The 24,065-nt window shown below is 71.4% G+C and carries 21 protein-coding genes; 6 read left to right on the forward strand and 15 right to left on the reverse strand.

The window, feature by feature from the left end; all coding sequences use genetic code 11:
* Positions 1-97 precede the first annotated feature (97 nt).
* Positions 98-634, reverse strand: coding sequence for a hypothetical protein (locus tag ACFYY6_RS24765; protein ID WP_389195199.1), 537 nt, complete (start codon positions 632-634; stop codon positions 98-100).
* 577 nt (positions 635-1,211) lie between these two features.
* Here ACFYY6_RS24765 and ACFYY6_RS24770 point away from each other — a divergent pair.
* A complete protein-coding gene (locus ACFYY6_RS24770) occupies positions 1,212-1,712 on the forward strand; it encodes a DNA polymerase ligase N-terminal domain-containing protein (protein WP_351519691.1) in 501 nt (166 codons plus the stop codon).
* Complete coding sequence (locus tag ACFYY6_RS24775; protein WP_388652255.1) at positions 1,709-2,449, forward strand: endonuclease; 741 nt, start codon at positions 1,709-1,711, stop codon at positions 2,447-2,449. Before ACFYY6_RS24770 ends, ACFYY6_RS24775 begins: the two co-directional genes overlap by 4 nt.
* A gap of 134 nt (positions 2,450-2,583) precedes the next feature.
* Here the strand turns inward: ACFYY6_RS24775 and ACFYY6_RS24780 are convergent, their stop codons facing one another.
* The 9 genes from ACFYY6_RS24780 to ACFYY6_RS24820 all read right to left on the reverse strand — a co-directional run bounded on the left by ACFYY6_RS24780 (position 2,584) and on the right by ACFYY6_RS24820 (position 14,245).
* Positions 2,584-4,164 (reverse strand): APC family permease, encoded by a 1,581-nt coding sequence (locus ACFYY6_RS24780; RefSeq protein WP_351519684.1) that lies wholly within the window; start codon positions 4,162-4,164, stop codon positions 2,584-2,586.
* Between the two features lie 248 nt (positions 4,165-4,412).
* On the reverse strand, positions 4,413-5,891 hold the full coding sequence (locus tag ACFYY6_RS24785) for an aldehyde dehydrogenase family protein (protein ID WP_351519682.1): 1,479 nt from the start codon (positions 5,889-5,891) through the stop codon (positions 4,413-4,415).
* A complete protein-coding gene (locus tag ACFYY6_RS24790) occupies positions 5,888-7,627 on the reverse strand; it encodes an amidohydrolase family protein (RefSeq protein ID WP_389195202.1) in 1,740 nt (579 codons plus the stop codon). The genes ACFYY6_RS24785 and ACFYY6_RS24790 overlap by 4 nt, the downstream gene beginning before the upstream one ends.
* Positions 7,628-7,969: 342 nt before the next feature.
* On the reverse strand, positions 7,970-9,097 hold the full coding sequence (locus ACFYY6_RS24795) for an LLM class flavin-dependent oxidoreductase (protein ID WP_389195205.1): 1,128 nt from the start codon (positions 9,095-9,097) through the stop codon (positions 7,970-7,972).
* Positions 9,098-9,228: 131 nt separating this feature from the next.
* Positions 9,229-10,026: an SDR family NAD(P)-dependent oxidoreductase gene (locus ACFYY6_RS24800; protein ID WP_351519676.1), complete on the reverse strand. Its 798-nt coding sequence runs from the start codon at positions 10,024-10,026 to the stop codon at positions 9,229-9,231.
* 24 nt (positions 10,027-10,050) lie between these two features.
* A complete protein-coding gene (locus tag ACFYY6_RS24805; protein ID WP_386606970.1) occupies positions 10,051-10,959 on the reverse strand; it encodes a TIGR03619 family F420-dependent LLM class oxidoreductase in 909 nt (302 codons plus the stop codon).
* 574 nt (positions 10,960-11,533) lie between these two features.
* Complete coding sequence (locus ACFYY6_RS24810) at positions 11,534-12,040, reverse strand: hypothetical protein (protein WP_351519672.1); 507 nt, start codon at positions 12,038-12,040, stop codon at positions 11,534-11,536.
* 89 nt (positions 12,041-12,129) lie between these two features.
* Positions 12,130-12,804 carry an ABC transporter ATP-binding protein gene (locus ACFYY6_RS24815; RefSeq protein ID WP_389195208.1) on the reverse strand — a complete coding sequence of 225 codons (675 nt, stop codon included), beginning with the start codon at positions 12,802-12,804 and terminating at the stop codon, positions 12,130-12,132.
* Position 12,805: 1 nt separating this feature from the next.
* Entirely contained in the window at positions 12,806-14,245 is a 1,440-nt protein-coding gene (locus ACFYY6_RS24820; RefSeq protein WP_389195211.1) for an ABC transporter permease, read from the reverse strand.
* Positions 14,246-14,415: 170 nt separating this feature from the next.
* Here ACFYY6_RS24820 and ACFYY6_RS24825 point away from each other — a divergent pair, with 170 nt between their 5' ends.
* Together ACFYY6_RS24825 and ACFYY6_RS24830 are read left to right on the forward strand one after the other, a co-directional pair.
* Positions 14,416-15,078 (forward strand): response regulator transcription factor, encoded by a 663-nt coding sequence (locus ACFYY6_RS24825; RefSeq protein ID WP_389195214.1) that lies wholly within the window; start codon positions 14,416-14,418, stop codon positions 15,076-15,078.
* Positions 15,075-16,319: a sensor histidine kinase gene (locus tag ACFYY6_RS24830; protein ID WP_389195216.1), complete on the forward strand. Its 1,245-nt coding sequence runs from the start codon at positions 15,075-15,077 to the stop codon at positions 16,317-16,319. The genes ACFYY6_RS24825 and ACFYY6_RS24830 overlap by 4 nt, the downstream gene beginning before the upstream one ends.
* A 238-nt stretch (positions 16,320-16,557) precedes the next feature.
* On the opposite strand, the gene ACFYY6_RS24835 is transcribed toward ACFYY6_RS24830, so the two are convergent.
* The 4 genes from ACFYY6_RS24835 to ACFYY6_RS24850 form a co-directional block, all read right to left on the reverse strand.
* Positions 16,558-17,013, reverse strand: coding sequence for a hypothetical protein (locus ACFYY6_RS24835; protein ID WP_389195219.1), 456 nt, complete (start codon positions 17,011-17,013; stop codon positions 16,558-16,560).
* Between the two features lie 227 nt (positions 17,014-17,240).
* Positions 17,241-18,134, reverse strand: coding sequence for an isocitrate lyase/PEP mutase family protein (locus ACFYY6_RS24840; RefSeq protein ID WP_351519661.1), 894 nt, complete (start codon positions 18,132-18,134; stop codon positions 17,241-17,243).
* A gap of 617 nt (positions 18,135-18,751) precedes the next feature.
* Positions 18,752-19,717 carry a phosphotransferase family protein gene (locus ACFYY6_RS24845; protein WP_389195222.1) on the reverse strand — a complete coding sequence of 322 codons (966 nt, stop codon included), beginning with the start codon at positions 19,715-19,717 and terminating at the stop codon, positions 18,752-18,754.
* A gap of 159 nt (positions 19,718-19,876) precedes the next feature.
* On the reverse strand, positions 19,877-20,704 hold the full coding sequence (locus tag ACFYY6_RS24850) for a M23 family metallopeptidase (protein WP_351519657.1): 828 nt from the start codon (positions 20,702-20,704) through the stop codon (positions 19,877-19,879).
* A 239-nt stretch (positions 20,705-20,943) separates the two neighbouring features.
* Here ACFYY6_RS24850 and ACFYY6_RS24855 point away from each other — a divergent pair, with 239 nt between their 5' ends.
* On the forward strand, positions 20,944-21,957 hold the full coding sequence (locus tag ACFYY6_RS24855; protein ID WP_389195225.1) for a MaoC family dehydratase: 1,014 nt from the start codon (positions 20,944-20,946) through the stop codon (positions 21,955-21,957).
* Here ACFYY6_RS24855 and ACFYY6_RS24860 read toward each other — a convergent pair.
* Positions 21,887-22,564, reverse strand: coding sequence for a TetR/AcrR family transcriptional regulator (locus ACFYY6_RS24860; protein WP_351519653.1), 678 nt, complete (start codon positions 22,562-22,564; stop codon positions 21,887-21,889). The genes ACFYY6_RS24855 and ACFYY6_RS24860 overlap by 71 nt on opposite strands.
* A 265-nt stretch (positions 22,565-22,829) precedes the next feature.
* Between ACFYY6_RS24860 and ACFYY6_RS24865 the strand changes: the two genes are divergently transcribed.
* Entirely contained in the window at positions 22,830-24,035 is a 1,206-nt protein-coding gene (locus ACFYY6_RS24865; protein ID WP_389195228.1) for an alpha/beta hydrolase family protein, read from the forward strand.
* Positions 24,036-24,065: the final 30 nt, after the last annotated feature.

The following is a 24,065-nucleotide window of genomic DNA, read 5'->3' on the forward strand; positions in this document are numbered from 1 at the left end:
GGAAAGGGCACCTCCGTCGTGGTCGGTCCGGTGACGGCCCCAACGTATGCCGTACGCCGCGCGAAACCGAGCGCCTCCGTCGGCTCATGACGGCCCTTCAGCCCATCACGGCCTCGACGAGGCAGGTGACCGCCCCCACGCCCGCCCCGTAGCCGGGAACCGCGAGCAGCGGCCATGGCACCGGCCGGGGGGCGAGGACGCGTACGTGGAAGGCGAAGTCGCGGTACTGGGGCATGCCTTCGGTGCCGGGCAGCACCATGAAGCGCGGCTGCACCAGGCAGAACAGCCACCAGTCCAGGACCAGCAGGTCGAAGAGCACGAGGGCGAGGAAGCAGAACGCACCCAGGGCGAAGGGCGGCCAGAAGCCCAGCGGGCCGTCCGCCCGGTCGCGCAGCGCGAGCACGCCGCCCACGGGCACCGCGACGAACACCAGCGCGTTCAGCAACCCGGCCGCGGCGGCGACGCGCCTTCCGCGCTCGCTCTGACTGCCGTACCGCTCCCGGATCGCCGGTGGATAGTCCGCGAGCAGGGCGTCACGGGCCACCAGGAGGGCCCCGACGACGACCATGGTGAACAGTGCGACCAGAACGAGCGCGGAGGCGAGGGCGACCCCCACCAGATCCCAGCGGTCCATGAGGGACACCCTAGAGGAATTTAGGTGTGCCTACCCTAACGACCTCGTCCACGATTGGCAGTGGGGGAAGGAGCGGCGTCTGGGGCCTTCGAATCCAAGGCGGAGGAGGGAGTCGGATGGGGTCTCCCCTGCTCGAAAGCAGCTGAGAGCTCGGGGAAGGAGCGTCGGCAACTGACGACAACGCCGGAGGCGGAGGTCCCAGACACCGCGACGCCGCTGCCAATCGTGAACGAGGTCGTAAGTTTTCCTGTATCCGTGCGCCTCGCTACCCGTGCCTGGTGCGCCACTTCCGGCGCCCGGCTGCGCTCCGCTTCCCACGCCCGGTGTGCGCTGCTTCCCGCATCCGGTGCGCCTCGCCGCCAGGAGGGTCACAGTGGAAGAAGGGGCACCGGGGGCTTCCGGAGGAGGTGTCGGGATGAACACGACCGGCGCGGGAGACGAACGGCTCCGGCCCCCCGACGGACGCTCCGGGGGCGACGCACGACGCGCCGGAGCGGCGCGGCGGGCAGCATGGCATTCCGGGGCGTCGGCGGCGTCCGCGCCCTGTTTCGTCGTGCAGATCCACCAGGCGCGGCGCATGCACTTCGACTTCCGGCTGGAGGTCGGCGGCGTGCTGAAGTCGTGGGCGGTGCCCCGCGGCCCCTCGGAGAATCCGCGCGAGCGGCGGCTGGCCGTCGCCACCCAGGACCATCCGCTGGAGTACCGCACCTTCGAGGGCGTCATCACGAAGGGCCGGTACGGCGGCGGCACGGTGATCGTCTGGGACCAGGGCATCTACCACCCGCTCAGCCACGACCGCTGGGGCACCCCCGTGCCGTTCGAGCAGGCGCTGCAGGACGGGCACGCCACCTTCTGGCTGGACGGCATCAAGCTGCACGGCGAGTTCGCCCTGACCCGTTTCAAGGGCGGCAGCGGGCACGACGTTCCGGGCGAGGAGGTGTGGCTGCTGATCAAGGCCAGGGACGGGCAGGCCACGCACGACGGACCGGACGCCCCCGACCCGTACCTGGCCCGCTCCGCCCGCACCGGCCGCACCCTGGCGCAGGTCGCCGCCGAGGAAGGAGGCGGGGCCCCGTGACCGCGCGCGACACCCCGACCGCCCGCGAGACCGTGGAAGTCCTGCTCGACCGCCACGGGACCACCTACGCGGCCGAGGCCGGCATCCGGCTGCGCAACACCCCGCAGCCGCTGTACCAGCTCCTGGTGCTCAGCGATCTGCTCAGCGCCCGCATCCGGGCGTCGGTGGCGGTGGCGGCGGCCCGCGCGCTGTTCGCCCACGGCCTGCGCTCCCCGGACCGGATGCGGGACGCGACCTGGCAGGAAAGGGTCGACGCGCTGGGCGAGGGCGGCTACCGGCGCTACGACGAGCGGACCGCCACCCAGCTCGGCGAGGGCGCGGAGCGCCTGCTCCACGACTACGGGGGTGATCTGCGGCGGCTGCGCGCGGAGGCCGACGGGGATCTGGACGTGCTGCGGGCCGGGCTGCGCCGGACCCCGGGCATCGGCCCGTCCGGGGCGGACATCTTCCTGCGCGAGGTGCAGGCCGTATGGCCGGAGACGGCGCCCTTCGTGGACGGGAAGGCCCTCCAGGGCGCCGAGAAGCTCGGGCTCCCCACCTCACCGGCACAGCTCGCGCGGCTGGCCGAGGAGGCGGAGCACGGCGGGCGGGCCGGGCGGGGCCGCCGGGGCGGGCAGGCGTCGCGGGACGCCACCGGGACCGGGCCCGAGGACGGGACCGCGGTGCTCGCGGCGGCCCTGGTGCGGGCCGCCCTGGACAAGCACGTCGTGGAGGACGTCATCGAGCACGCCGGGTGAGACGTCCCCAGGAACGGCCGGCTCCGGGAACGCCGGCCCGGGAAACACCGCCCCGGAAAGGTCGGCCGGGGACGCCGGCACGAGCAGCGCCGGGCCGGATGACGACGGCCCAGGCACGCTCCCGGCCGGGGACCTCAGTCCGCCACGACGAGCGCCGGGGTCTCCTTGGTCAGCACCTCGCCACGGAAGAAGGCCGGGCTGCGGCGCTGCATCACGAGCATCAGCACCAGGCCGAGCAGCAGCAGTCCGACGCCGATCACGAACACCGAGCCGACCCCGAGGACGGACGAGCCGGAGCCGTACGCCGGGTTCCACATGTCGCACAGGGTCTTGACGAAGACCGCGCTGAGCAGGATGCCGCCGACGACCGGGAACAGGCCCTTGAAGGCCAGGTCGCGGAAGGAGCGGGTCAGGTCGGCGCGGAAGTACCAGGCACAGGCGAAGGCCGTCAGCGCGTAGTAGAAGCAGATCATGAGGCCGAGCGCGTAGATCGTGTCGACCAGGACGTGCTCGCTGACCAGGGTCATGACCGTGTAGAAGATGCCGGTCGCCACGCCCGCCGTGACGGTGGCCCTGCCCGGGGTCCGGAAGCGGGGGTGGACGCGGGCGTACGAGGCGGGCAGGGCCTCGTACGTGGACATCGCCAGGACCGTACGGGCCACCGGGATGAAGGTGGTCTGGAGGCTCGCGGCGGCGGAGGCCAGGACGGCGACGAACAGCAGGATCCCGAGGCCGGGGCCCATCACCGGACCGGCGAGCGCCGCGAAGACGTTGTCGGAGGTGTCCGGGTTGGCCAGGCCCAGCCCGGAACTGCCGGAACCGACGGCCATCTGGGCGGCGACACCCGTCGCCAGGTAGGAGCCGACGAGCACGACCATCGCGATGAGGGCGGCGCGGCCGGGGGTCTTCTCACTGCCGACGGTCTCCTCGTTGGCGGTCAGACAGGCGTCCCAGCCCCAGAACATGAAGATCGACAGCGACAGTCCCGCCGTGAACGCCGCGAAGGACTGCACCGCGAACGGGTTCAGCCAGGACCACGAGAAGTCCAGCGAGGTGGCGAACTCGCCGCTGCCCGCCTTCTGCACCGCCATCGCCACGAACACCGCGAGAACGACGAGTTGGAGGCCGACCAGGGTGTACTGGACGCCCTTGGTGGCGGTCATGCCCCGGTAGCTGATCGCTGTGGCGACCGCGATCAGGGTCAGACAGGTGAGGATGTGGACGGGCTTGCTGTCGTCCAGGGCGGCGATCGAGGAGTTGCCCGTGACCTCGCCCGCGAGGAGCCAGAAGTACGAGGTCGCGACGCCCGCCAGGTTGGACAGGACGATGATCGTCGCGATGACGAGGCCCCAGCCGCACATCCAGCCGACGCGCGGGCCGAACGCCTTCACCGTCCAGGTGAAGGAGGTCCCGCAGTCGGGCACGGCCTTGTTCAGCTCGCGGTACGCGAAGGCGACGAGCAGCATCGGCAGGAAACCGGCCAGGAAGACGGCAGGCATCTGCACCCCGACCTCGCCCGCGGTGGAACCGAGGGTGGAGGTGAGGCAGTAGACGGGCGCGACGGTGGAGACGCCGATGACGGCGCTTCCCATCAGGCCGACGGAGTTCCCGCCCAGGCCCTTGCCGCGTACTCCGTCGCCGCGCGCACCGCCGTCCGCCGGGGCGGCTCCCCGTACCGTGTCTCCGGCCCGTGGCCGCACGTCCAGCTGTGTCATGGAAAGGACGTTAAGCCCTGCGATTTCCACATCCGGATGATGAGACTCCGTCACCTCGCCCTTGAATTTCTCGTTACAGATGGGTGAAGTTGACCTCAATCGAAGGCTCACACCCCATAACGGCATCCAATGTGAAGGTCGACTCGACTTGCAGCGCCGTACGGGAATCGCAGTACTGTCCGTTTTGTGTGCATTCAAAAATTTCCCATGGGTGTCCGCTCAGCGGACACCCATGGCGGTACGGGGCCTCACCCGGGCCAGACGATCGCCTGGAGTTCGCTGTACGCGTGCAGTGCGTACGAGCCGACGTCGCGGCCCACCCCGCTCTTCTTGAACCCCCCGAACGGGGCCTCCATGTTCCGTCCGACGGTGTTCACTCCGACCCCTCCGGCGCGCAGCCGACGGGCGATCCGGAAGGCTCGGGCCACGTCCGAGGACCAGACGTAGTCGATCAGTCCGTAGTCGCTGTCGTTGGCCAGCGCGATGCCCTCCTCCTCGTCGTCGAAGGGAACGACCACGACGACCGGACCGAAGATCTCCTCACGGACGACACGCATGTCGTTTGTGCAGTCGGCGAGGAGGGTGGGGGCGACGTAGAAGCCCCGCTCGAATCCGCGGCCGGAGGGCCGCTCGCCCCCGGTGACGATGCGCGCGCCCTCCTTGCGGCCGAGTTCGACGTACGACTCGACGCGGTCGCGGTGGGCGGCGGAGATGACCGGGCCGACGACCGTGCCCCGATCCGTGGGATCGCCCACCGTCAGCCGGTCCGCGTATGCGGCGAGCCTGCCGAGCAGAGCGTCGTGGACGCCGCGCTGGACGAGCACCCGGGTCGGCGCGGTGCAGATCTGGCCGCTGTAGAAGGAGAAGGCGGTGCCGATGCCCGCCGCGGCGGAGTCGAGGTCGGCGTCGTCCAGCACGACGGCGGCCCCCTTCCCGCCCAGTTCCATCAGCTGCCGCTTCATGGCGCGCCCGCAGACCTCGCCGATGCGCCGGCCGACGGCGGTGGAACCGGTGAAGCTGACCATGTCGACGTCCGGAGCGTCGACGGCGGCCTCGCCCGCCTCGGGGCCGGAACCGGTGACGACGTTGACGACGCCCGCCGGGACACCCGCCGCCTCCAGTGCCTCGGTCATCCGGTAGACGGAGAGCGGGTCCTGCGGCGCGGGTTTCACGACGACCGTGTTGCCCATGGCCAGCGCGGGAGCGATCTTCCCGGCCGGGTTGGCCCAGGGGTTGTTGTACGAGGTGATACAGGTGACGACGCCCACCGGCTGACGCACCGCGAGCGCTCCGAAGACGCCGGCCCGGCCCATCGGCCCGGCCTCGTTGATCTGCGGCGCGACCGGCTCCTCGGCCGGTTCCAGGGCGCCCCTGGCGTACCGGCGGAAGCGGGCGGCGCCGACGGCGACCTGCATGCCCCGGGCGGTTCCCGTCGTGGCGCCGCTCTCCGCCTGGGCGAGCGCGGCGTGGGCCGGGAGGTCGCGCAGCATCAGGTCGGCGGCCCGGTCCAGGATCGCGGCCCGCTCCTCGGGGCGGGTGCGCGACCAGCCGTCCAGCGCCTCGCGCGCGGCGGCGGCGGCCGCGTGCACCTGCTCGCGGCTCGCCTCGGGAGCGAGGCCGACGACCTCCTCGGTGGCCGGGTTCACGATCTCGTAGTGTCCGTGGTCCGGTTCGGTCCACCGGCCGCCGATGAAGAGGCGCCACTCCGTCCGGTTTCCGTCGCTCATGCGGTGCTCACCGTCCGGGTGTCGCGGCCGGAGCGGAGCACCGTGCCGGGGACCGCGCCGGTCACCTTGTCGTCGCGCAGGGTCTCGACCCCGTTGACGCGGACCGACACGATGCCGATGGCCCTGGAGTCGAGGCGGGGGCTGTCGCCGGGCAGGTCGTGGACGAGGGTGGCGGGTCCGGCGTCGACGCGTTCGGGGTCGAAGAGGACGAGATCGGCGTGGAAGCCCTCCTCGATCCGCCCCCGCTCGCGCAGTCCGAACAGCCGGGCCGGGTCGTCCGTGAGCATCCTGACCGCCTGTTCCAGGGGCACGAGCCCGCGTCGGCGCAGGCAGTCCCCGAGGAACCGGGTGGTGTACGGGGCGCCGCACATGCGGTCCAGGTGGGCGCCCGCGTCGGAGCCGCCGAGCAGGACGTCCTCGTGCTCCCAGGTCTGCCGCCGCAGCTCCCAGGAGGCGGGGTCGTTGTCCGTGGGCATCGGCCACAGCACGGTGCGCAGGTCGTCCTCGGCGCAGATCTCGACCAGGCAGTGGAAGGGGTCCTGACCGCGTTCGGCGGCGATGTCGCCGACGACCCGGCCGGTCAGCCCTTCGTTGGCGGCGCTGTAGGTGTCCCCGATGACGTACCGGCCGAAGTCGGCGAGGCGCCGGAAGACGCCGGCCTCCTTGCTGTCGGCGCGGCGCAGCATCTCGGCGCGGGTGGCGGGGTCGCGGAGCCGCTCGACGCGTTCGGGGACGGGCAGGGCGAGGATCTCGCCCCAGCCGGGTATGAGGTTGAGGGCGCAGAACGTGCCGAGCGACATGTTCATGGGCGTGAGGATCGGCATGGTGAGCGCGACGATCCGGCCCCCGGCCCGGCGGGCGCGTTCGCTGGGGACGAGCTGGCGGGGCACGCGTTCGGGGACGGCGGCGTCGATGGTGAGGACGTTCCAGTTCAGCGGGCGCCCGGCGGCAGCCGTCAGGTCGACGAGGAGGTCGATCTCCTCGTCGGAGAACTGGTCGAGGCAGCCCGCCACGATCGCTTCGAGCTGGGTGCCCTCGTGCTCGCCGACCGCGCGGGCGAGGGAGAGGAGTTCCTCGGGGAGGGCGTGCCGGGAGGCGACGGGCTTCCCGTCGCCGTCGGAGTGGGTGGAGGACTGGGTGGTGGACAGCCCCCAGGCCCCGGCGTCCATGGCGTCGTGGAGCAGCGCGAGCATGGCGTCGAGCTGCTCGGGCGTGGGCTGTCCGCCGATCGCGTCGGCGCCCATGACGTGCCTGCGCAGGGCGCAGTGGCCGACCATGAACCCGGCGTTGACGGCGATCCGTCCTTCGAGTGCGTCGAGGTATTCGCGGAAGCTGGACCAGGACCAGTCGACGCCCTCCTCCAGCGCCGCCAGGGCCATGCCCTCCACCCGCGCCATCATGCGGCGGGTGTAGTCGGCGTCCTCCGGGCGCCCGGGGTGGAGCGGGGCGAGGGTGAACCCGCAGTTGCCGCCGACGACGGTGGTGACGCCGTGGTTCATGGACGGGGTGGCGTACGGGTCCCAGAACAGCTGGGCGTCGTAGTGGGTGTGCGGGTCGACGAAACCGGGGGCGAGGACGAGTCCGGTGGCGTCCTCGCTGGTGACGGCCTCCTCGGTGAGGGTGTCCGGTTCGGCGACGACGGCGATGCGGCCGTCGCGGATGCCGACGTCGGCGCGGTACGAGGGGCCGCCGGTGCCGTCCACGACGGTCGCTCCGCGGATGAGGTGGTCGAGCATGCCGGGTTCCCTTCTGTGGTGGACGTGCGGCGGTGGATGTGCAGCCGGGGTGTGCACGGCCGCGGCGCACACCCCGGCTCCACGGAGCGGCGGTCCGGGAAGACGCCGCGGCTTTCGGCGGGGCCCCTCTCAGCCCCTCCAGGGGCCCCTCAGCCCGTCCGAGGACCCCTTTCAGCCCCTCCAAGGGCCTCAGCCCATCCGAGGAGCCCTTTCAGCCCCTCCGGCGATTGAGGAGCGGGGGTCCGGGGGCAGAACCCCCGGTTACGGGAAGGGGCGGGCGGGGGAGCAGCCCCGCCGCAGGCGACACGCACCCGCACCGCCCCGCACCGCACGCCACACGCGCTACGCGCGCCCCGCGGCCCGGAACCGTGAGGTCCGGTGCACCGGGTCCGTGTCGATCTTCGGGATCACGTGCTCACCGATCAGCCGGATCGAGTTCAGCGTGTCCTCGCGACCGATCCCGATCGGCAGCCCGAAGCTCAGCTGGTCCGCGCCCGCCTGCTCCCACCGCTTGCACTGGCGCAGCACCTCGTCCGGGTCGCCGCAGATCATCAGCTCCTCGGCGATCAGCAGCTCGATGATCTCCTCGGTGTACTCCGGCAGCAGCTCGGGCCACTCCGGAATGCCCTCGGGCCGGGGGAAGGTGTCGTGGTAGCGGAACAGCAGCGACTGGAGGTAGTTGAGCCCGCCGCCCACCGCGATCTCGACGGCCTTGGCGTGCGTCTCGGCGCAGATGGCCGTGGAAGTGACCATGACGTTGTCGTTGACGAAGTCCCCGAAGGGCTCGGCCTCCTTGACGGCCGTCTTGTAGGACTCGACCACCCACTCCATGTCGGAGACCTTCTGCACGCTGAAGCCCAGCACGCCGAGCCCCTTCTTGCCCGCCATGGCGTAGGAGGACGGCGACCCGGCCGCGTACCACATCGCCGGGTGCGATTTCCCGTACGGCTTGGGCAGGATCTTGCGCGGCGGCAGCGACCAGTGCTTGCCCTGGAAGCCGGCGTACTCGTCCTGGAGCCACATCTTGGGGAACTCCGCGATGGTCTCCTCCCAGAGTTCCTTGGTGTGGTTCATGTCGGTGACGCCCGGCATGAAGCCCAGGATCTCGTGGCTGCCCGCCCCGCGTCCGGAACCGAACTCGAAGCGCCCCTCGGACAGGTGGTCGAGCATGGCGACCTTCTCCGCCACCTTGACCGGGTGGTTGACGGGGGCGAGCGGGTTGAAGATGCCGGAGCCGAGGTGGATGCGGTCGGTGGCGTGCGCGAGGTAGCCCAGGTACACGTCGTTGGCCGAGAGGTGCGAGTACTCCTCCAGGAAGTGGTGCTCGGAGGCCCAGGCGTACTTGAAGCCGGACTTGTCCGCCTGGATGACGTACTCGGTCTCCTCGATCAGCGCCTTGTGCTCTGCCTCGGGGTCGGTCCTGGCCCGCGCGGCGGGCACGTACCCCTGTACAAAGAGCCCGAATTCCAAGGGGGTTCACCGTCCTCAGTCGCCCTGACTTTTCTGACGCACCGTCAGATCGTGATGCGTCCGACTGTTCCACCGCCCCCCGGGACCCGTCAATACCTGATGCACCGTCAGATACCTTCTTCGGGGTCCGCTCAGAAGGGGCTGACGCCCGCCAGCCACCCGCCGTCGATGACGAACGGCTGCCCGGTGATGTACGAGGAGTCGTCCGAGGTCAGGAAGAGTGCCAGCGCCGCCACCTCCTGCGGCCTGCCGATCCGCCCCATCGGCACCAGCTTCCGGTACAGCTCGGCCACCGCCGCCGCGGTCTCCTCCGGGTCGGCGTCCGGGTCCAGGGCCGCCGGGTTGGTCATGGCGGTGTCCACGGCGCCGGGGCAGACGGCGTTGACCCGTATGTTCTTGGCGGCCAGCTCCATCGCCGCCACCCGGGTCAGCCCGAGGACCGCGTGCTTGGTGGCGGCGTAGGCGCCCACGAACGCCATGCCGGTGAGTCCTGTGTACGACGCGGTGTTGACGACGGTCCCGCCGCCCGCGGCCTCGATCTCGGGCACGACGTGCTTGATCCCGAGGAACGCCCCGATCTGGTTGACCTGGACGACCTGCTGGAACTCCTCCAGCGGTGTGCTCACCAGTTCGTTGAACCTGAGGATGCCCGCGTTGTTGACCAGCCCGTCGATCCTCCCGTACACGTCCTTCGCGGCGGCGACGGCGGCCCGCCACTCGTCCTCCACGCCCACGTCCAGGTGGACGAACCGCGCGGCGTCCTTCCCGTGCTTCTCGCGCAGCTCCCCGGCCAGCGCCTCGCCCTGCTCGTCGAGCACGTCGCCGATCACCACCCGCGCGCCCTCCGCGACGAACAGCCGAGCCTCCTGTTCGCCCTGCCCGCGTGCCGCGCCGCTGATCAGCACGGTCCGCCCGTCCAGCTTGCCCATGTCCGATTCCTCCTGCCTGTCGCGCTACCGGTCGAGGTGGGGTGCGACCTCGGCGGCGAACGCCGCCATCTGGTCGGTCAGTTCGTCGCGGCTCCGGCTGCGGAACCGCACCTGGATCTGGTGGACGCCCATGGCCGCGTACGCGCGCAGCGACTCGGCGAGGGCCTGCGGCTTCCCGGTGAGGGTGCGCCGCCCGACGGGCCACCCCGGATCGCCGACGTACAGCGGCTCGGTGATCGCCCCGACGACGATCGGCTCCTCGATCCCCGCGGCCTCGCGCAGCTCCTTCAGCCGGGCGATCTGCGCGGGCAGCCGGTCCCGGGGATCACCCTGCGGCAGCCAGCCGTCGCCCCGCACCGCCGCCCGGCGCACGGCGGCGGGCGAGGAGCCGCCCACCCAGACGGGCACCCGCCCCTGTGCCGGACGCGGCAGCTGGCCCAGCCCGGAGAAGGCGTAGCGCTCCCCCGCGAACTCCGGGTACTCCTCCGGCCCGAGCGCAGCCCTGAGCGCGTCGACGGTCTCGTCGAGCAGCCCGCCCCGCCCCTCGAAGTCCGCGCCCAGTGCCTGGAACTCCTCCGGCACGTGCCCCGCCCCGACCCCGAGGACCAGCCGGCCGCCGCAGAGGTGGTCGAGGGTGGCGTACTGCTTGGCGGTGACCAGCGGATGCCGCAGAGCGACGACGGCCACATGGCTCATCAGCAGCACCCGCTCGGTGATCCCGGCGAGAAAGGCGAGGGTGGCGACCGGGTCGTACCAGACGGTCCCCATGGCATCGGCGAGCCGTCGCGGGATCGCCACGTGGTCACAGCTCGCCAGATAGGCGAAGCCGGTGCGGTCGGCGGTGCGGGCGATCTCGGCGAGGTCGGCGGGGGTCGCCGCCGCCTCCCACCCCTCCGCGAAGATCGCGCTCTGCGACTGGATCGGGAGCTGCATTCCGTACGACAGCGGCCCGGTGGTCGTGATCGGCACCGAACGGCCTCCTTCCGTGGACCGCAGGAATCTGACACACCGTCACATCCTTGTGCGGGGGCCATCGTCGTGCCTGACGCGCCATCGCACAAGGGCCGCGCGGCCGACAGGGCCGGTGGGCGGCCGTGGCCGCGCACCCCGTCCCGGGCATGTCCCGGACGCCGGAACCCCTCGCCGTACCCGGCGAACGCCGACCCGTTCCCGGCAGTACGACCACCGCGCCGCCGGCCCGGCCCGCACCCACCGGGCCGGGCCGACCGACCCGCTCCCGTTCCCGCTCCCGCTCCCGCTCCCGCTCCGAGCGTCCGCACCGGAACGATCACGCCTTCAGGAGGAACCGACATGTGCGACCGGAAGCCGAGCGAGTACCGCAGAGCTGCGGTGATCACGGCCGGGGCCGCGGCAGCGCTCGCCGTCGGCGCCTCGGGCGCGACAGCGACAGCGACGGCAGCCACGCCCCCCGCCCGCCTGCGTCTTCCGACATACGCCCCGGCCCCGTCGGCACGGGCGGCGGGGCCGGATCGCGGTCACGGCCGGATCAGCCGGAGGCCCTCTTGAACAGGAACGCGCCCTCGATCTCGACCCGGGTCGGGGGCTTGCTCCCGTCGTAGTGGTTCACGTCCTCCGTCACCGCCGTCCACCGCAGCCAGAACCGGTCCCCGTCGCGGGAGACGGCAGTGATCCGGTTGTCGCGCAACGGCTGGTGCTCGCAGTAGTACAGCAGCGACATGCACGAGTCCTCGTCGTGGCTCCGCACCCCCGGCAACACCAACTCCCGCCCCACCAGGGCATCCACGTCGAAGCCGGGCAGCTCGACGCCGACCTCCGCCGAGGGGGCCGTCCCCAGGTCGGCCGTGTCCTCGCACCGCCGGGCGCCGTCGGAATCCGCCAGGACCTCGAACCAGAGCGTGACCGGGCCCTCGCTCCCCTCCGCCGCGGAGACCCAGATGTCGGCGGACGCGATGCGGTACACCTCGTCCCCGTTGAACCGGTGCAGAATGAACCGGCCCCCGGAACGGCCCGCCTCCACCGCACGCCCACTCATCCCGCGTCCTCCTCGTCCGCCGCCCCCGGCCGCAGGCCGCAGGCCGCAGCCTGATGCTCTCCGGCCCACCGGCAGACCGATGGGTCGGCTCAGATCGTCATAAGCTTGCCCCGCTTCAGTTGGATCACCTCGTCGGAGGCATCCGCGACCTCGCGGGAGTGGGTCACCAGGATGACGCACTTGCCTTCGTCGTGCGCCAGCTTGCGGAACACCTCGATGATCCCGTCGGCGGTGACCTGGTCGAGGCTGCCGGTGGGCTCGTCGGCGAAGAGGATGTCGACCTCGCAGGCGAGAGCACGGGCGATGGCGACGCGCTGTTGCTGGCCGCCGGACAGCTCCAGTGTGCGGCGGTGCTGGTCGGCCTGTTCGACGCCGAGCAGTCCGAGGAGTTCGGTGGCGCGTTTCTTCTTGTTGACGCCCTTCGCGCCGGTGATCTCCATGGCGGAGGTGATGTTCTGGACGGCGGTCATGTAGGTGAGCAGGTTCAACGACTGGAAGACCGTGGCCACATGGCGGTTGCGGTAGCGGCCGAGGCCGATCCCGGCAACATCCTCGCCCCTGAAGTGGACGCTGCCCTTGGTGGGCGAGTCGAGGCCGCTGGCGAGCGAGAGAAGGGTTGTCTTACCGCTGCCGGAGGGGCCGATGACGGAGTACATCCGGCCCTGTTCGAACGAGTAGCTGAGGTCTTTGAGGACAGTGCGGCGGCTGTTACCGGACTGGTAGGTGCGGCTGACTCCGGAGAGCTGAAGGATCGGTGTGGTCACGTCAGTCGCCCTTCGTGAGGATGTCGCGCGGGTTGAGGCGGAGGATGCGGGTGCCGGGGACGATGGTGGCCAGGGCTGCGATGCCGAGCCCGGTGGCGCCGACCGCGCCGATGTCGCCCGCGCCGAGCTCGACGTCCATCGAGTCGATGGGCTTGGCCTGCGGGGCCTCCTCCTTCTGGAGCCCGTTGGGGTCGGAGAGGTCCTGCTGGGGGCCCTGGTCGGCGGAGGAGTCCTCGGCGGAGGAGACCTGGCTGGAGAGCAGTTGGTCGCCGATGCCCTGGGCGATGAACTGGCTGCCGGTGGCGGCGAAGCCGATCGCCAGTGTCGCGCAGGCGACCACTTCCACCAGGTGCTGGCTGAGCAGCTTGGGCTTCTTTTCGCCCAACGAGAGCAGAATGCCCATCTCCTTACGGCGCTCGCGCATGTTCGAGGCGATGATCAGGGCGAGGATGACGGTGCCCGCGACCGCGACCAACCAGACCGTGAGGGAGGCGAAGTCCGCCGTCTTGTTGATCGGGCCGACCAGGGTCTTGTACTGCTTGTCGTTGACGGACAGCGGGAAGATCGTGAGGTCGGCGCCGGCCGCCTTCGCATCGTCCTTCAGCTCGTCCAGGTCGTCCGGATTGCGCAGGGTGAAAGTGGCTTCCCTGAGAGCTGCTCCGTCGGCGGTCGGTTCCTTGCCCAGCAGGCGTGTCGCACCCTCCGGAGTGACGTAGATCTGGTTCGAGGGGTCGGCCAGCGCCGGTACGTACGAGCCCACGTCGGCGATGCTGTTCTTGTAGATGCCGCCGACGGTGAACTCGACCTCCTTGGTGCTCATGCCGCCCTTCTGGGGGTCGATCTCACCCACCCTGAGCTTGATCTTGTCGCCGACCCCGAGGTGGTTGTCCTTGGCGACCCGCTCTTCGATGACCGCCATGTCGCTCTTGCTGTCCCGCTTGAGCCCCGAACCAGAGATGATCTCCGAGTCGCCATTGTGGAACTCCTTGACCGAGTCCAGGTCCCGGACACCGGACGCCTTGAAGAGGTCCGTGCCCGTGGTGTCCTGCCCGACCGGCGCCGGAACCGGCTGGTGGAGCTTGACCTGGCCGGTGGGGGCCGCGGCACCGTCCACGGTGTAGTTGCACTGCGCCACGACCGACGACTTGCAGATCTTGTCCACGAGCTTGCTGTGCAGGTCGCCCTTCGCACCGATGATGCCGGGCTGACCACCGTTGCTCTCCGTCGCCCCGCCCGAGTTGATCAGCGCGTTCACGTCCAGCTGCATCGTGGCCACTACGCCCACGCTGCCCTTGGCCGAGTCGGCGGCGCGGGCCGCGGCGGACCGGATCAGGAACCCGGACAGGACCAGGGTGCAGATGACGAAGAACAGGCCGACGAGCATCACCGTCTTGCCCGGATGGGCCCGCAGCCGCCACCAGGCTCTCTTGAACAGATTCATGAACACCACGCTAGGAAGGAGGTGTTTTGAGGGGTGTATGAGACGCCCGGCCCTCTCATACACGAATCAAATCCACTGTTTGATAGGACGGACCCGGTACAGGACCGCTATCAGTGGCGGCGCACCAAAAGGCACCGTGCTGAATTCATGAAAAGAAAAGGTTGTCGCGCGTGCGGGTGCTGGTGGTCGAGGATGAGCAGAACATGGCGCAGATCCTGGCAATAGGACTGCGCCGGGAGGCCATCGCGGTCGACGTCGTACATGACGGGGCGAGCGCCCTGGAGCGGGTCACCGTCTACGACTACGACGTGGTCGTCCTGGATCGCGATCTGCCCGGCGTGCACGGCGACGAGGTGTGCCGCCGGATCGTCGCCATGGACGTCGGCTGCCGGATCCTGATGCTGACCGCCGCCGCACGCCTGGGCGACAAGGTCGAGGGCCTGGGCCTGGGCGCCGACGACTATCTCGCCAAGCCCTTCGACTTCCCCGAACTCATCGCCCGGCTGCGTGCCCTGTACCGCCGCAGCCCCATGACGCACGCCCCCGTCCTCACCTTCGCCGACCTGCGCCTGGACACCCACCGCCGCCGGGTCACCCGCGCGGGCGCCGAGGTCCGCCTCACCCCCAAGGAAATCGCGGTCCTGGAGCTGCTGATGCGCGCCGACGGCGGAGTGCTGAGCGCCGAGTACCTCCTGGACAAAGCTTGGGACGCGTACGCCGATCCCTTCACCAACGCCGTGCGCCTGGTGGTGCACACCCTGCGCAAGAAACTCGGCGAACCCCGGCTGGTACACACCGCGATCAGCGCCGGCTACTACCTGGGGACCGAGTGAAGTACCGCTTCCGCACTCGGCCCCGGACCCTGAGCATCCATGCCCGGCTCTTCCTCGGCTTCGGAACCGCGCTCGGGGGATGTGCCGCGCTGATGGTCGTCATCATCTACACCGGGATGCGCTACCTGCCCACGTACGACTTCAGTACGACCGTGATCGTCCCGCCCGGCTCCACGGCCACCGAACCCGCGGTCAGGCTGCCGCCAGGGCCGAGCCCGCAGCCCTGGCCCACCCCCAGCCCCGGACCCGGCCTCAAGCCGGGCACGAAGACCAGGACCCTCGGCGACGTCTCCAGCAAGGAGGACGTCTGGAACACGGTCCTGCTGGTGTCCGCCGGCGGTGTGCTCCTGGTGATGACGGTCGGCCTCGGCGCAGGCTGGCTGCTCTCCAAACGGCTGCTCACCCCCCTGCACACCATCGGCGAAGCCGCGGCGAAGGCGGCGGACGGCAACCTGCAGGACCGCATCAACGCCGACGGCCCCGAGGACGAGCTCAAGCAACTGGCCGACACCTTCGACACGATGCTGGCCCGCCTCGAGGAATCATTCGCCGCGCACCAGCGATTCGCCGCCAACGCCTCGCACGAGCTGCTCACCCCGCTGGCCACCACACGGGCCGCCCTCCAGATCGCCGGTGACAACCCCAGCGGTGCGGAGTTCGCCGAACTCGCCCTCGTGCTGCGGGAGACCAACGAGCGCAACATCAGCGTGGTCCGCGCCCTGCTCGACCTGGCGGGCGCCGACCACGCTCCCTTCGACCCCGACCCGGTGGACCTTGCCGAGCTGACGGATCGGGCCGCGGCCGAGCGCTCCGAGCGGGCGACGGAGCTCGGCATTCGCCTCGACGTGGACAGCGAAGACGACTGCGCGGCCCACGCGGCCTGCGAGATCGCCGGAAACGCCACCCTGCTGCGGCAACTGGTCCTCAACCTCCTCGACAACGCCCTCGACCACAACACTCCCGACAACGGCTCCGTCCACCTCGCCGTCTTCCGGGAACGGGACACGACGGTGGTTCTGGAGGTCGAGAACACCGGCCCACAGGTGGACGAGGCCGTGGTGGGCCGGCTCTTCGAGCCCTTCTACCGGGCGCGGCCGCGGGTCGGCAGTGACCGCTCGGGCCACGGTCTCGGCCTGGCCATCGTCCGCTCGATCACCTCGGCCCACCACGGCACAGTCACCGCGGCCGCGCACCCCCGGGGCGGACTCACCGTGCGCGTCGAACTCCCGGTGGCTCGCTGACGCACGACCCGCCGCTGAAGCCGTGTCGGTACGGCCCCGGCGCGATTGACGACCAAGGAAGAGACACCGAGCACGAGGCCGCCGGCACCGCTCCCGTGCTGGGACCGGGCTCCCATCGACGCCCGGACCGCCCGCCGCCGGCTGGTGGAGGCCCTGCGCCTCCGAGCCGCACCCGTCAGGGCCCGGCGGAACGGCGGGCATCCGACGACGTCACGGCCCCGGCATCACGACCCCGACGTCACGGCCCTGGCGCTACGGCCCCGCCGGCGCGGGCATCGCGTTCGGTGTCCGCGTCGCCCTCGTCGTCGTCCCCTCCGGTCGCCGCGCTCTCGGGCGCCGGGTTCCTGGGTGCCGCGTCCTCTTCCTCCTCCTCGTCCGCCTGCTCGTCCGGTGCGGCCTGGACTCCCACCCCCTGTGAGGCGGACACGTTCTGGTCGATCGCTCCCCCGCCGCCGTCGTGGTCGCTGCCCGCCGTGCCCTTGCTCAGGGGGGCCAGAACATTGGCCGTGCGGTCGACTTCGAGCCAGGAATCGGCGTTGGAGTTGTCGATGGTGATCAAGGAGGGCCCGTGGTGCGTCTCCATGCCGCCGTCCGGGGCGTCGGCCCAGGCGTGCCCGGCGGCCAACTGGCCCTGGCAGAGCACGCCGAGGGCGGTCACCAGGACCGCGCGTGCCTTGGATGAGTCGACTGCCATGATCCGGTTCCTCTTTCTTCGGGGTCCTCTGATTCCGCGGGGCCCTCTGGGGCCCGTGGGTCCTCGGGGTTCGGACACGCCGGGGCCACGAGGGGCGCGGGATGCGCCACGGGGCCCCGGCGTACGGTCCGGGAGGCGGTGGCCCTCGGCAGTCCGGGGCCGTGAAGCCGTGCGGCCGTCCGGGCCCGGAACACCGCCTCCCGTGTCATCTGTGTCGAACGCCCTCGTCAGGCGACCGCGGGCTCGTGGACGGGGACGGCGAGGGAGTCGGGGGCCGGGGCTGCGTGGTGCCTGCTGATGTTCCGCTCCAGCAGCTCCGTCGACCGCCGCACCCCGATCCCCTCGACGGGGTCGAACTCGGGGAGCCGCCCGTCGGCCCGCTTGAGGTCCGTCAGCGCGGTGTCGATCGCGGAGTGCGCGGCGAACAGGCAGGGGGTGCTGTAGATGGCCACCTGGCAGTCCAGCTCGGTCAGTTCGGTGAGCGAGAGCCGGGGCGACTTGCCACCCGCGATCTGGTTGAACAGCAGCGGCTTGTCACCGATCACCCTGCGGATGCGCTTGATCCACTCGATGCTGCGGACCCCGTCGACCAGGACGACGTCGGCGTCCGTCCTGGCCAGCGCCTCCGCCCTGCGCAGGATCTCGTCCTCTTCCGTGGCGTCCGTACGGGCCACGACCACCAGGTCCTGGCGGCTCTTCAGCACGAGATCGAGCTTCTCCAGGTACTCCTCCAGCGGCAGCACCTGCTTGCCGTCCGCGTGACCGCACCGGCGGGGGCGCTTCTGGTCCTCCAGGATGACGCCGGAGGCGCCGATCTTCTCCAACCGCTGCACCACGTGGCAGGCGACCTCCGGGTCCACGTAGCCGTCGTCGATGTCGACCAGCAGATGGTGGGAGGGAAAGGCCAGCCGCAGCCGTTCCACGAAGGCCACCATGTCCGGCCAGGCGATGAAACCGATGTCGGGAAGCCCGTAGTGGGAGGCGGCGAAGCCGAACCCGGACACGAAGAAACCTTCGTAGTGCCGGGCCACGACGGACGCCGAGTACATGTCGTAGATGCCGATGAGCGGAGTCGTCCCCGGGGACCGGACTTCCTGCCTCAGCACACTTCCGTATCGCACAACTTCTCCTTGGTGATGCTTCGTTGGTTCATGGGTCGGGGAGCCGCCGCGCGGCCGCGAAGCGGGTCGGAGATCTGGTGATCCCGTCCGGCGACGCCCGGATTCCGGGCGTCGCCGGACCGGAGTGACGGGACTTCGGCGGCGTGACATGGCGGACCGGGAGCTGCCGGGACACGGAAAGCCGGACCGGGCTCACGGATGTGGATGGTTCGGCGACCGGCCGGTGCGGCAGATACGGGGACGCCGCGCCCCTGCGTCGGGCAGGCAACGGCGGCACCCGGTCCGCACGGGACTCGGTCCGTCCTCTCGAGAAAGACGCGTATACCTATACCGACATGACCGGCCCTTTACCGACGTACGCGCCGTCTTTTACCTTGCGTACGACACTCGCGGGTACTCGCCGGGCTGCCGTTGACCAGCCCGGTGACAAGGGACTTCCGCTCTCCCCGCGGTCAGCCGGGAGGCAATCACATGGTCAATCGACTGCCTTGTGGAATAGCTGAGTTGAGGGGTGGGTCACGTACGCTCCGTACCACTCCCACGTGTTGTCCGGGCCCGCGTGCAGGGGTGCCCGACCCGGCGCGACGGCCGGCGAGCCGGCACGCGGGCCGTACGGATCAGCCGAAGCGGTCGAACAGGCAGTCGACGTAGTCTTCCAGGCGGGCCGCGAGCACGTCGGGGGTGAGGTCGGTCCGTCCGAGTTCCCGCCACGGGACCGCGACCTTCTCCGCGTCCGGCGCGTAGGCGAGCGCATCCAGCAGCCGCCAGTAGAGGTGGTCCGCGTCGTCGTCCGCCAACCGCCCGCCCGCACACGTGTATTGACCGGCGAAGCCCATACCGGTCGATACGCCGTGCAGCAGGGCGAGGGCCGTCGAACAGTGGGCCACGTCCAGGTCGGCGGGGCCCCACGAGGTCTCGACCCAGTCGACGACCCCGCTGACCCGGACGCCCGCCCCGGATTCGGCGAAGAGCACGTTGCCGGGGTGGAAGTCGCGGTGCAGGAACCGGGGCTCGTACGACGGCGGCTCACGGCGGATGACGTCGACCGCCCGCCGCCAGAGTCCCGCGCGCCCGGTCGCGGCGGGCACCTGTACCCGGCCCGGCGCGGTCCACGCCTGGTACGTACGCGGCCGGTTCGCGTGCGTCACCCGTACCGCGTGGATGTCGGCCAACTGCCGTGCAAGCAGCCCGATGCGCTCCGGCGCCCCGGCGTCGTCGACCCGTACCCGTCCGGGCAGCAGGGTCATCAGCAGAGAGGGATGGTCGCAGTGCTCGGCCCGGGCGTCGACGGCCACCAACCGCGCGGCCGGGACACCGGTGCCGTCCGCCAGCAGCCGCAGGACGTCCGCCTCGCGGGTGAGCAGCCCCGGGGCGTGCCGTACGTAGAAGGGCTTGACGAAGGACCGCAGCACGAACACCCGCGCACCCTGTGGCCCGGAGACGTCCACTCGGCGCATCCACGAGGTCCAGCCGCCGCGCAACTGCTCGACGGCTTCGATGCGTTCACCCGGTGCGAGACTCTTCTCGACCCACGCGCGCGTCGCCGCCCAGCCGGCACCGCGGCCGTCCGCCTCTTCGCCCATGTGCCGAGCCTACGCCGGGGGTTGGGGGACGAACGGGGTTCGGGACGACCCGGCCTCGGGACCTCCGGACGTCGGGGCGTCCCGGCTGCCCGGGACGCCCCTTGGACCCTTGTCCGCCCGGGACGCCTCGCGTGGGCCGGGCGGATGCGCGTACGGCCCTCAGCAGTCCGGGATCACCGTGCCGTTGTTGTCGCGGGCCTCGTCATTGCCCCAGCGCGACAGGTAGTACGCCGAGACGTACGCGCCGCGCCCGTTCTTGCCCGCGTACACCGTGTCCAGGTCGGTCTTCAGCCACCAGTGGTTGTAGCTGGAGCCCGAACCGACCTGGGCTCCCCACGCCTTGCAGTAGACGTAGTTCGTGCCCGCGTTGAGGACGCCCTGCGCGTCGGCCGTGTTGGGGGCCGCGTAGCCCGTGGCGTTGGCGAAGGTGTCCACCCAGTACTTGCCGGTGCCCCCGCCCCCGCAGCCGTTGTCGCTGGTCAGGTACTTGCTGTTGTACGAGCCGGGGTAGGGGGCCAGGGAACGGCCGTTGATCGCGATGGTCTGCCCGACACCGTTGTAGAGCTGCTCGTAGTGGATGTGGGCGCCGCTGCTGTTGCCGGTGGAACCGGTGACGCCGATCTGCTGGCCCTGCGACACGGAGGCGCCGTCGGCGACGGAGTACGAGGCGAGGTGGAAGTAGTAGGTCTTCCAGCCGCCGCCGTGGTCGATGGCGATGTAGTTGCCCGCCCCGTCGGGCTGGGAGTAGCGGTAGGCGGTCCCGCCGGACGAGGCGAGGACGGGGGTGCCGGCCGTGGCGCCGCCGTCGCTGCGTATGAAGTCGAGGGCCTGCCTGACCTCCGCCGAGTGGTGGCCGTAGGTCCAGGTCTGACCACAGGGGAACGGTGCCTTGAAGTTGGGGGCCGCCGCCGCGGGTGTCGCGGTGAACAGGCCCGCGATCAGGGCCATCAGGCCCAGCAGGGCGATACGTGTCGAGCGCGTGCGCATACGGGGACTTCCTCCGAGTCGGGATCCGGACGTGGGGGGTGGCGTCGATCCGGTGGAACGAGGCAAGCGTGCCGGAAGTCCTGGTTCCGCAGTAGACCCACCGGGCCCAGCCCAGGGCCCAAAGTGGGCCCTGGGACCCGCAGCGGCGGCCCACGGAATTCGGCCTCGCGGTATCGACCGGTTCCTGACTCATGAGTAATCTTACTTCGGAGTAAATACACGGCGGGGCAAGGAGTTTCATGACTCTTCTGCGGGCGGCTCTCACCTCCCCGTTCAAGAGGGGCGGCGGCGGGCCCGGCGCGGCACTGCCCGCCGACCGGGCCGTCCGCCCTCCCGCGCCCGTCGCCCCCGGCCCGCTCGCCGCGTACCGCCGGGTCTGCGGGTTCCCCGACACCGACGAACTGCCCCTCACCTACCCGCACGTGCTCGGCTTCCCCCTGGCCCTGCGGCTGATGACCGCCCGGCGGTTCCCGCTGCCGGTCGTGGGACTCGTGCACACCTGGATCGAGATCACCTGCCACCGGCCGCCGCACCCGGCCGATCCGCTCGAACTCACGGTGTACGCCGACGGTCTGTCCCCGCACCGGCGCGGCACGGAGGTCACGATGGTCACCGAGGCGCGCCTCGCGGGCGAGATGATCTGGGAGTCCCGCAGCGGTTACCTCTCGCGCCACTCCACGAACACCCGCCACGCTGCGAACACCAGCCACGACACGAGCTCACGCCCCGCGAGGAACGCGACGGACGCGCCGGACGCGCCGGACACGGCAGGCACGGCAGGCACGACAGGCACAGCAGGCGCACGGGCCACATCCAGCGGGCCCACCGCGGCCGTCCCCGACGTCACCGGCATCGCCGATGCCCCGGGCGCCCCCGCCGCCCCCGGCCCTTCCGTCGTCGCCGAGTGGCGGCTCCCCGCCGATCTCGGACGCCGCTACGGCGCCGTGTCGGGCGACCGGAACCCCATCCACCTGTACCCGCTGACGGCCCGGCTCCTCGGCTTTCCCCGGCCCATCGCCCACGGCATGTGGACCGTGGCCCGCTGCCTGGCCGAGGCACCGGCGTCCGGCACGATCCGACGGGTGCGGGCCGACTTCAGGGCCCCCGTGCCGCTGCCCGCCACGGTCACCTACGCGGCCGACGCCACCGGCTTCCAGCTGCGCGGCGCGGGCCGTGTCCACCTCACCGCGACGACCGACGGCCCGCCCGGTCCGCCTCCTGCTCCGGCGCCTGCCACGGACGGCCTCCCATGAGGTTCTCCAGCCCGGCCCAGGCGAAGTTCATCAGGGTGGCCGCGGCCTCCTTCGCCGAGACGTCGGGGCTCTCGTTCGCCCAGTCGGCGAGCGACTCCGCGGCCCCCACGAGCGCCCGCGCCAGCCCCGCCACGTCCCGGTCGGGGAACTCCGGATCGCGATGCGTCTCGCGGGCCGCCACCGCGATCAGCCCCGTCACGAACGCGACGATCTCGTCCCGCATCGCCGTCACCTCCGCGGCGAACGGCTCCCCGTGCGTCCGCGCCTGGCGGTGGAGCACCGCCCAGCCGTCCGGGTGCCCCGCCGTGTGCGTGAAGAACGCGCACAGCCCCGCCCACAGTTGCCGGTCGGCCGGCAGTCCCGGCTCCACCCCCGCCCGCACCGCGTCGACGAGCGCCTTCGCCTCGCGTCGTATGCAGGCGGTGAACAGCTCCTCCTTGGAGTTGAGGTACAGGTAGACCAACGGCTTGGAGACCCCGGCCAGTTCGGCGATCTCGTCCATCGAGGCGGCGCGGTATCCGCGTTGCCCGAAGGTCCGCACGGCGGCGTCCAGCATCTGCCGCTCCCGCACGGCGCGCGGCATCCGCCTGCCCTTCACCGCACCCACGTCGACTTCCTCCCGCCCCGCTGCGCCACTCCCCCTGGCAAGGGTACGGCGCGGGGCGGGCCCCCGCCCTACGCGACGGCGCCCTTCGGCCGCGTGGCCGAAACGGCCGTCATCCCGAGGTCGGAGCGTCACCCTCAGGGTGGGACGCCCTTTCCGGGCCGGACCGTCATCCCCTGGTTGCAGACGGGATCACGCCCTGGTGCCACACGGAATCAGGCCCCGGGGCGATCCGCCGACGGCACCGGCCCGCCTAGCGTGTGGACGCATGTTGACGACCTCATTCCGGCGGCGGACCCTTGCCGTGGCTCTCGCCGTGGCCGCGCTGCTCGCCGCGCCCGCCACCGCCGTCGCGACCCCCGCCGCACCGGACTCCCCGTCCGCCACCGCGGCCGCCCGCGCGCCCCAACTGCCCCGCCCCACGGGCCCGTACGCCGTCGGGACCGAGGTGCTGCACCTCACCGACCGCTCCCGCACCGACCCGTGGGTGCCGGAGGCCGGCCCCAGGGAACTGATGGTGACGATGTACCATCCCGCCCGCCCCGGTGGCCGCGGCCCCGCGCCGTACATGACCACCGAGGAGGCCCGGCTGATGCTGGCGGCACGCGGGCTGGAGGACGTCATCCCGGCCTCCACCGTCGCCCGCCTCGGCACCCACGCCCGCACCGACGCACCGGCCGCGCGGGGCCGGTTCCCGCTGGTGCTGCTCTCCCCCGGCTTCGGCACCCCGCGGGCCACCCTGACCGCGCTCGCCACGGACCTGGCCGGCCGGGGCTACGTCGTGGCGACCATCGACCACGCCTACGAATCGACCGGCATCTCCCTCCCCGACGGCCGGACGCTCACCTGCGTGGCCTGCGACCGGCTCGAAGCCGCGCCGACCGAAGAGGCCCAGCGGGAACTGCTGACCGCCGTCTCCACCGGGCGGGCCGCCGACTTCTCCTTCGTGCTCGACCGGCTGACCGGCAACCGGCCCGCCTGGCGCCACGCCCGCATGATCGACGCCTCGCGGGTCGCCGTCGCCGGCCACTCCATCGGCGGGAGCGCGGCGGCCTCCGCCCTGCTTTCCGACGGCCGCTTCGACGCCGGGGTCAACATGGACGGCGGGTTCCAGGAGCGGATCCCCGCCGAGGGCATCGGCGGGAAGCCGTTCATGATGCTCGGCACCGACGGCATCCACCGCCCCGGGGGCGGCGACACGTCCTGGGACGAGGGCTGGCCGCGACTGGACGGCTGGAAGCGCTGGCTGAGCGTGAAGGGCTCCGGGCACTTCACCTTCACGGACCTCCCGGCCCTCGCCGAACAGTTCGGCCTGCCCGCGGATCCCGACGCCCCGCTCTCCGGGGACCGCTCGGTCCGGATCACCCGTGACTACGTCGCGGCCTTCCTCGACCTGCACCTGAAGGGCCGGCACCAGCCGCTGCTGGGCGGCCCCACGCCCGCCAACCCGGAGGTCGTCTTCCAGCGGCCCTGACCGCCGCACCCCTCCCCGGACCGCCGTACC

It is taken from the genome of Streptomyces sp. NPDC001750 (assembly GCF_042892615.1).
In the GTDB taxonomy this organism is placed as follows: domain Bacteria; phylum Actinomycetota; class Actinomycetes; order Streptomycetales; family Streptomycetaceae; genus Streptomyces.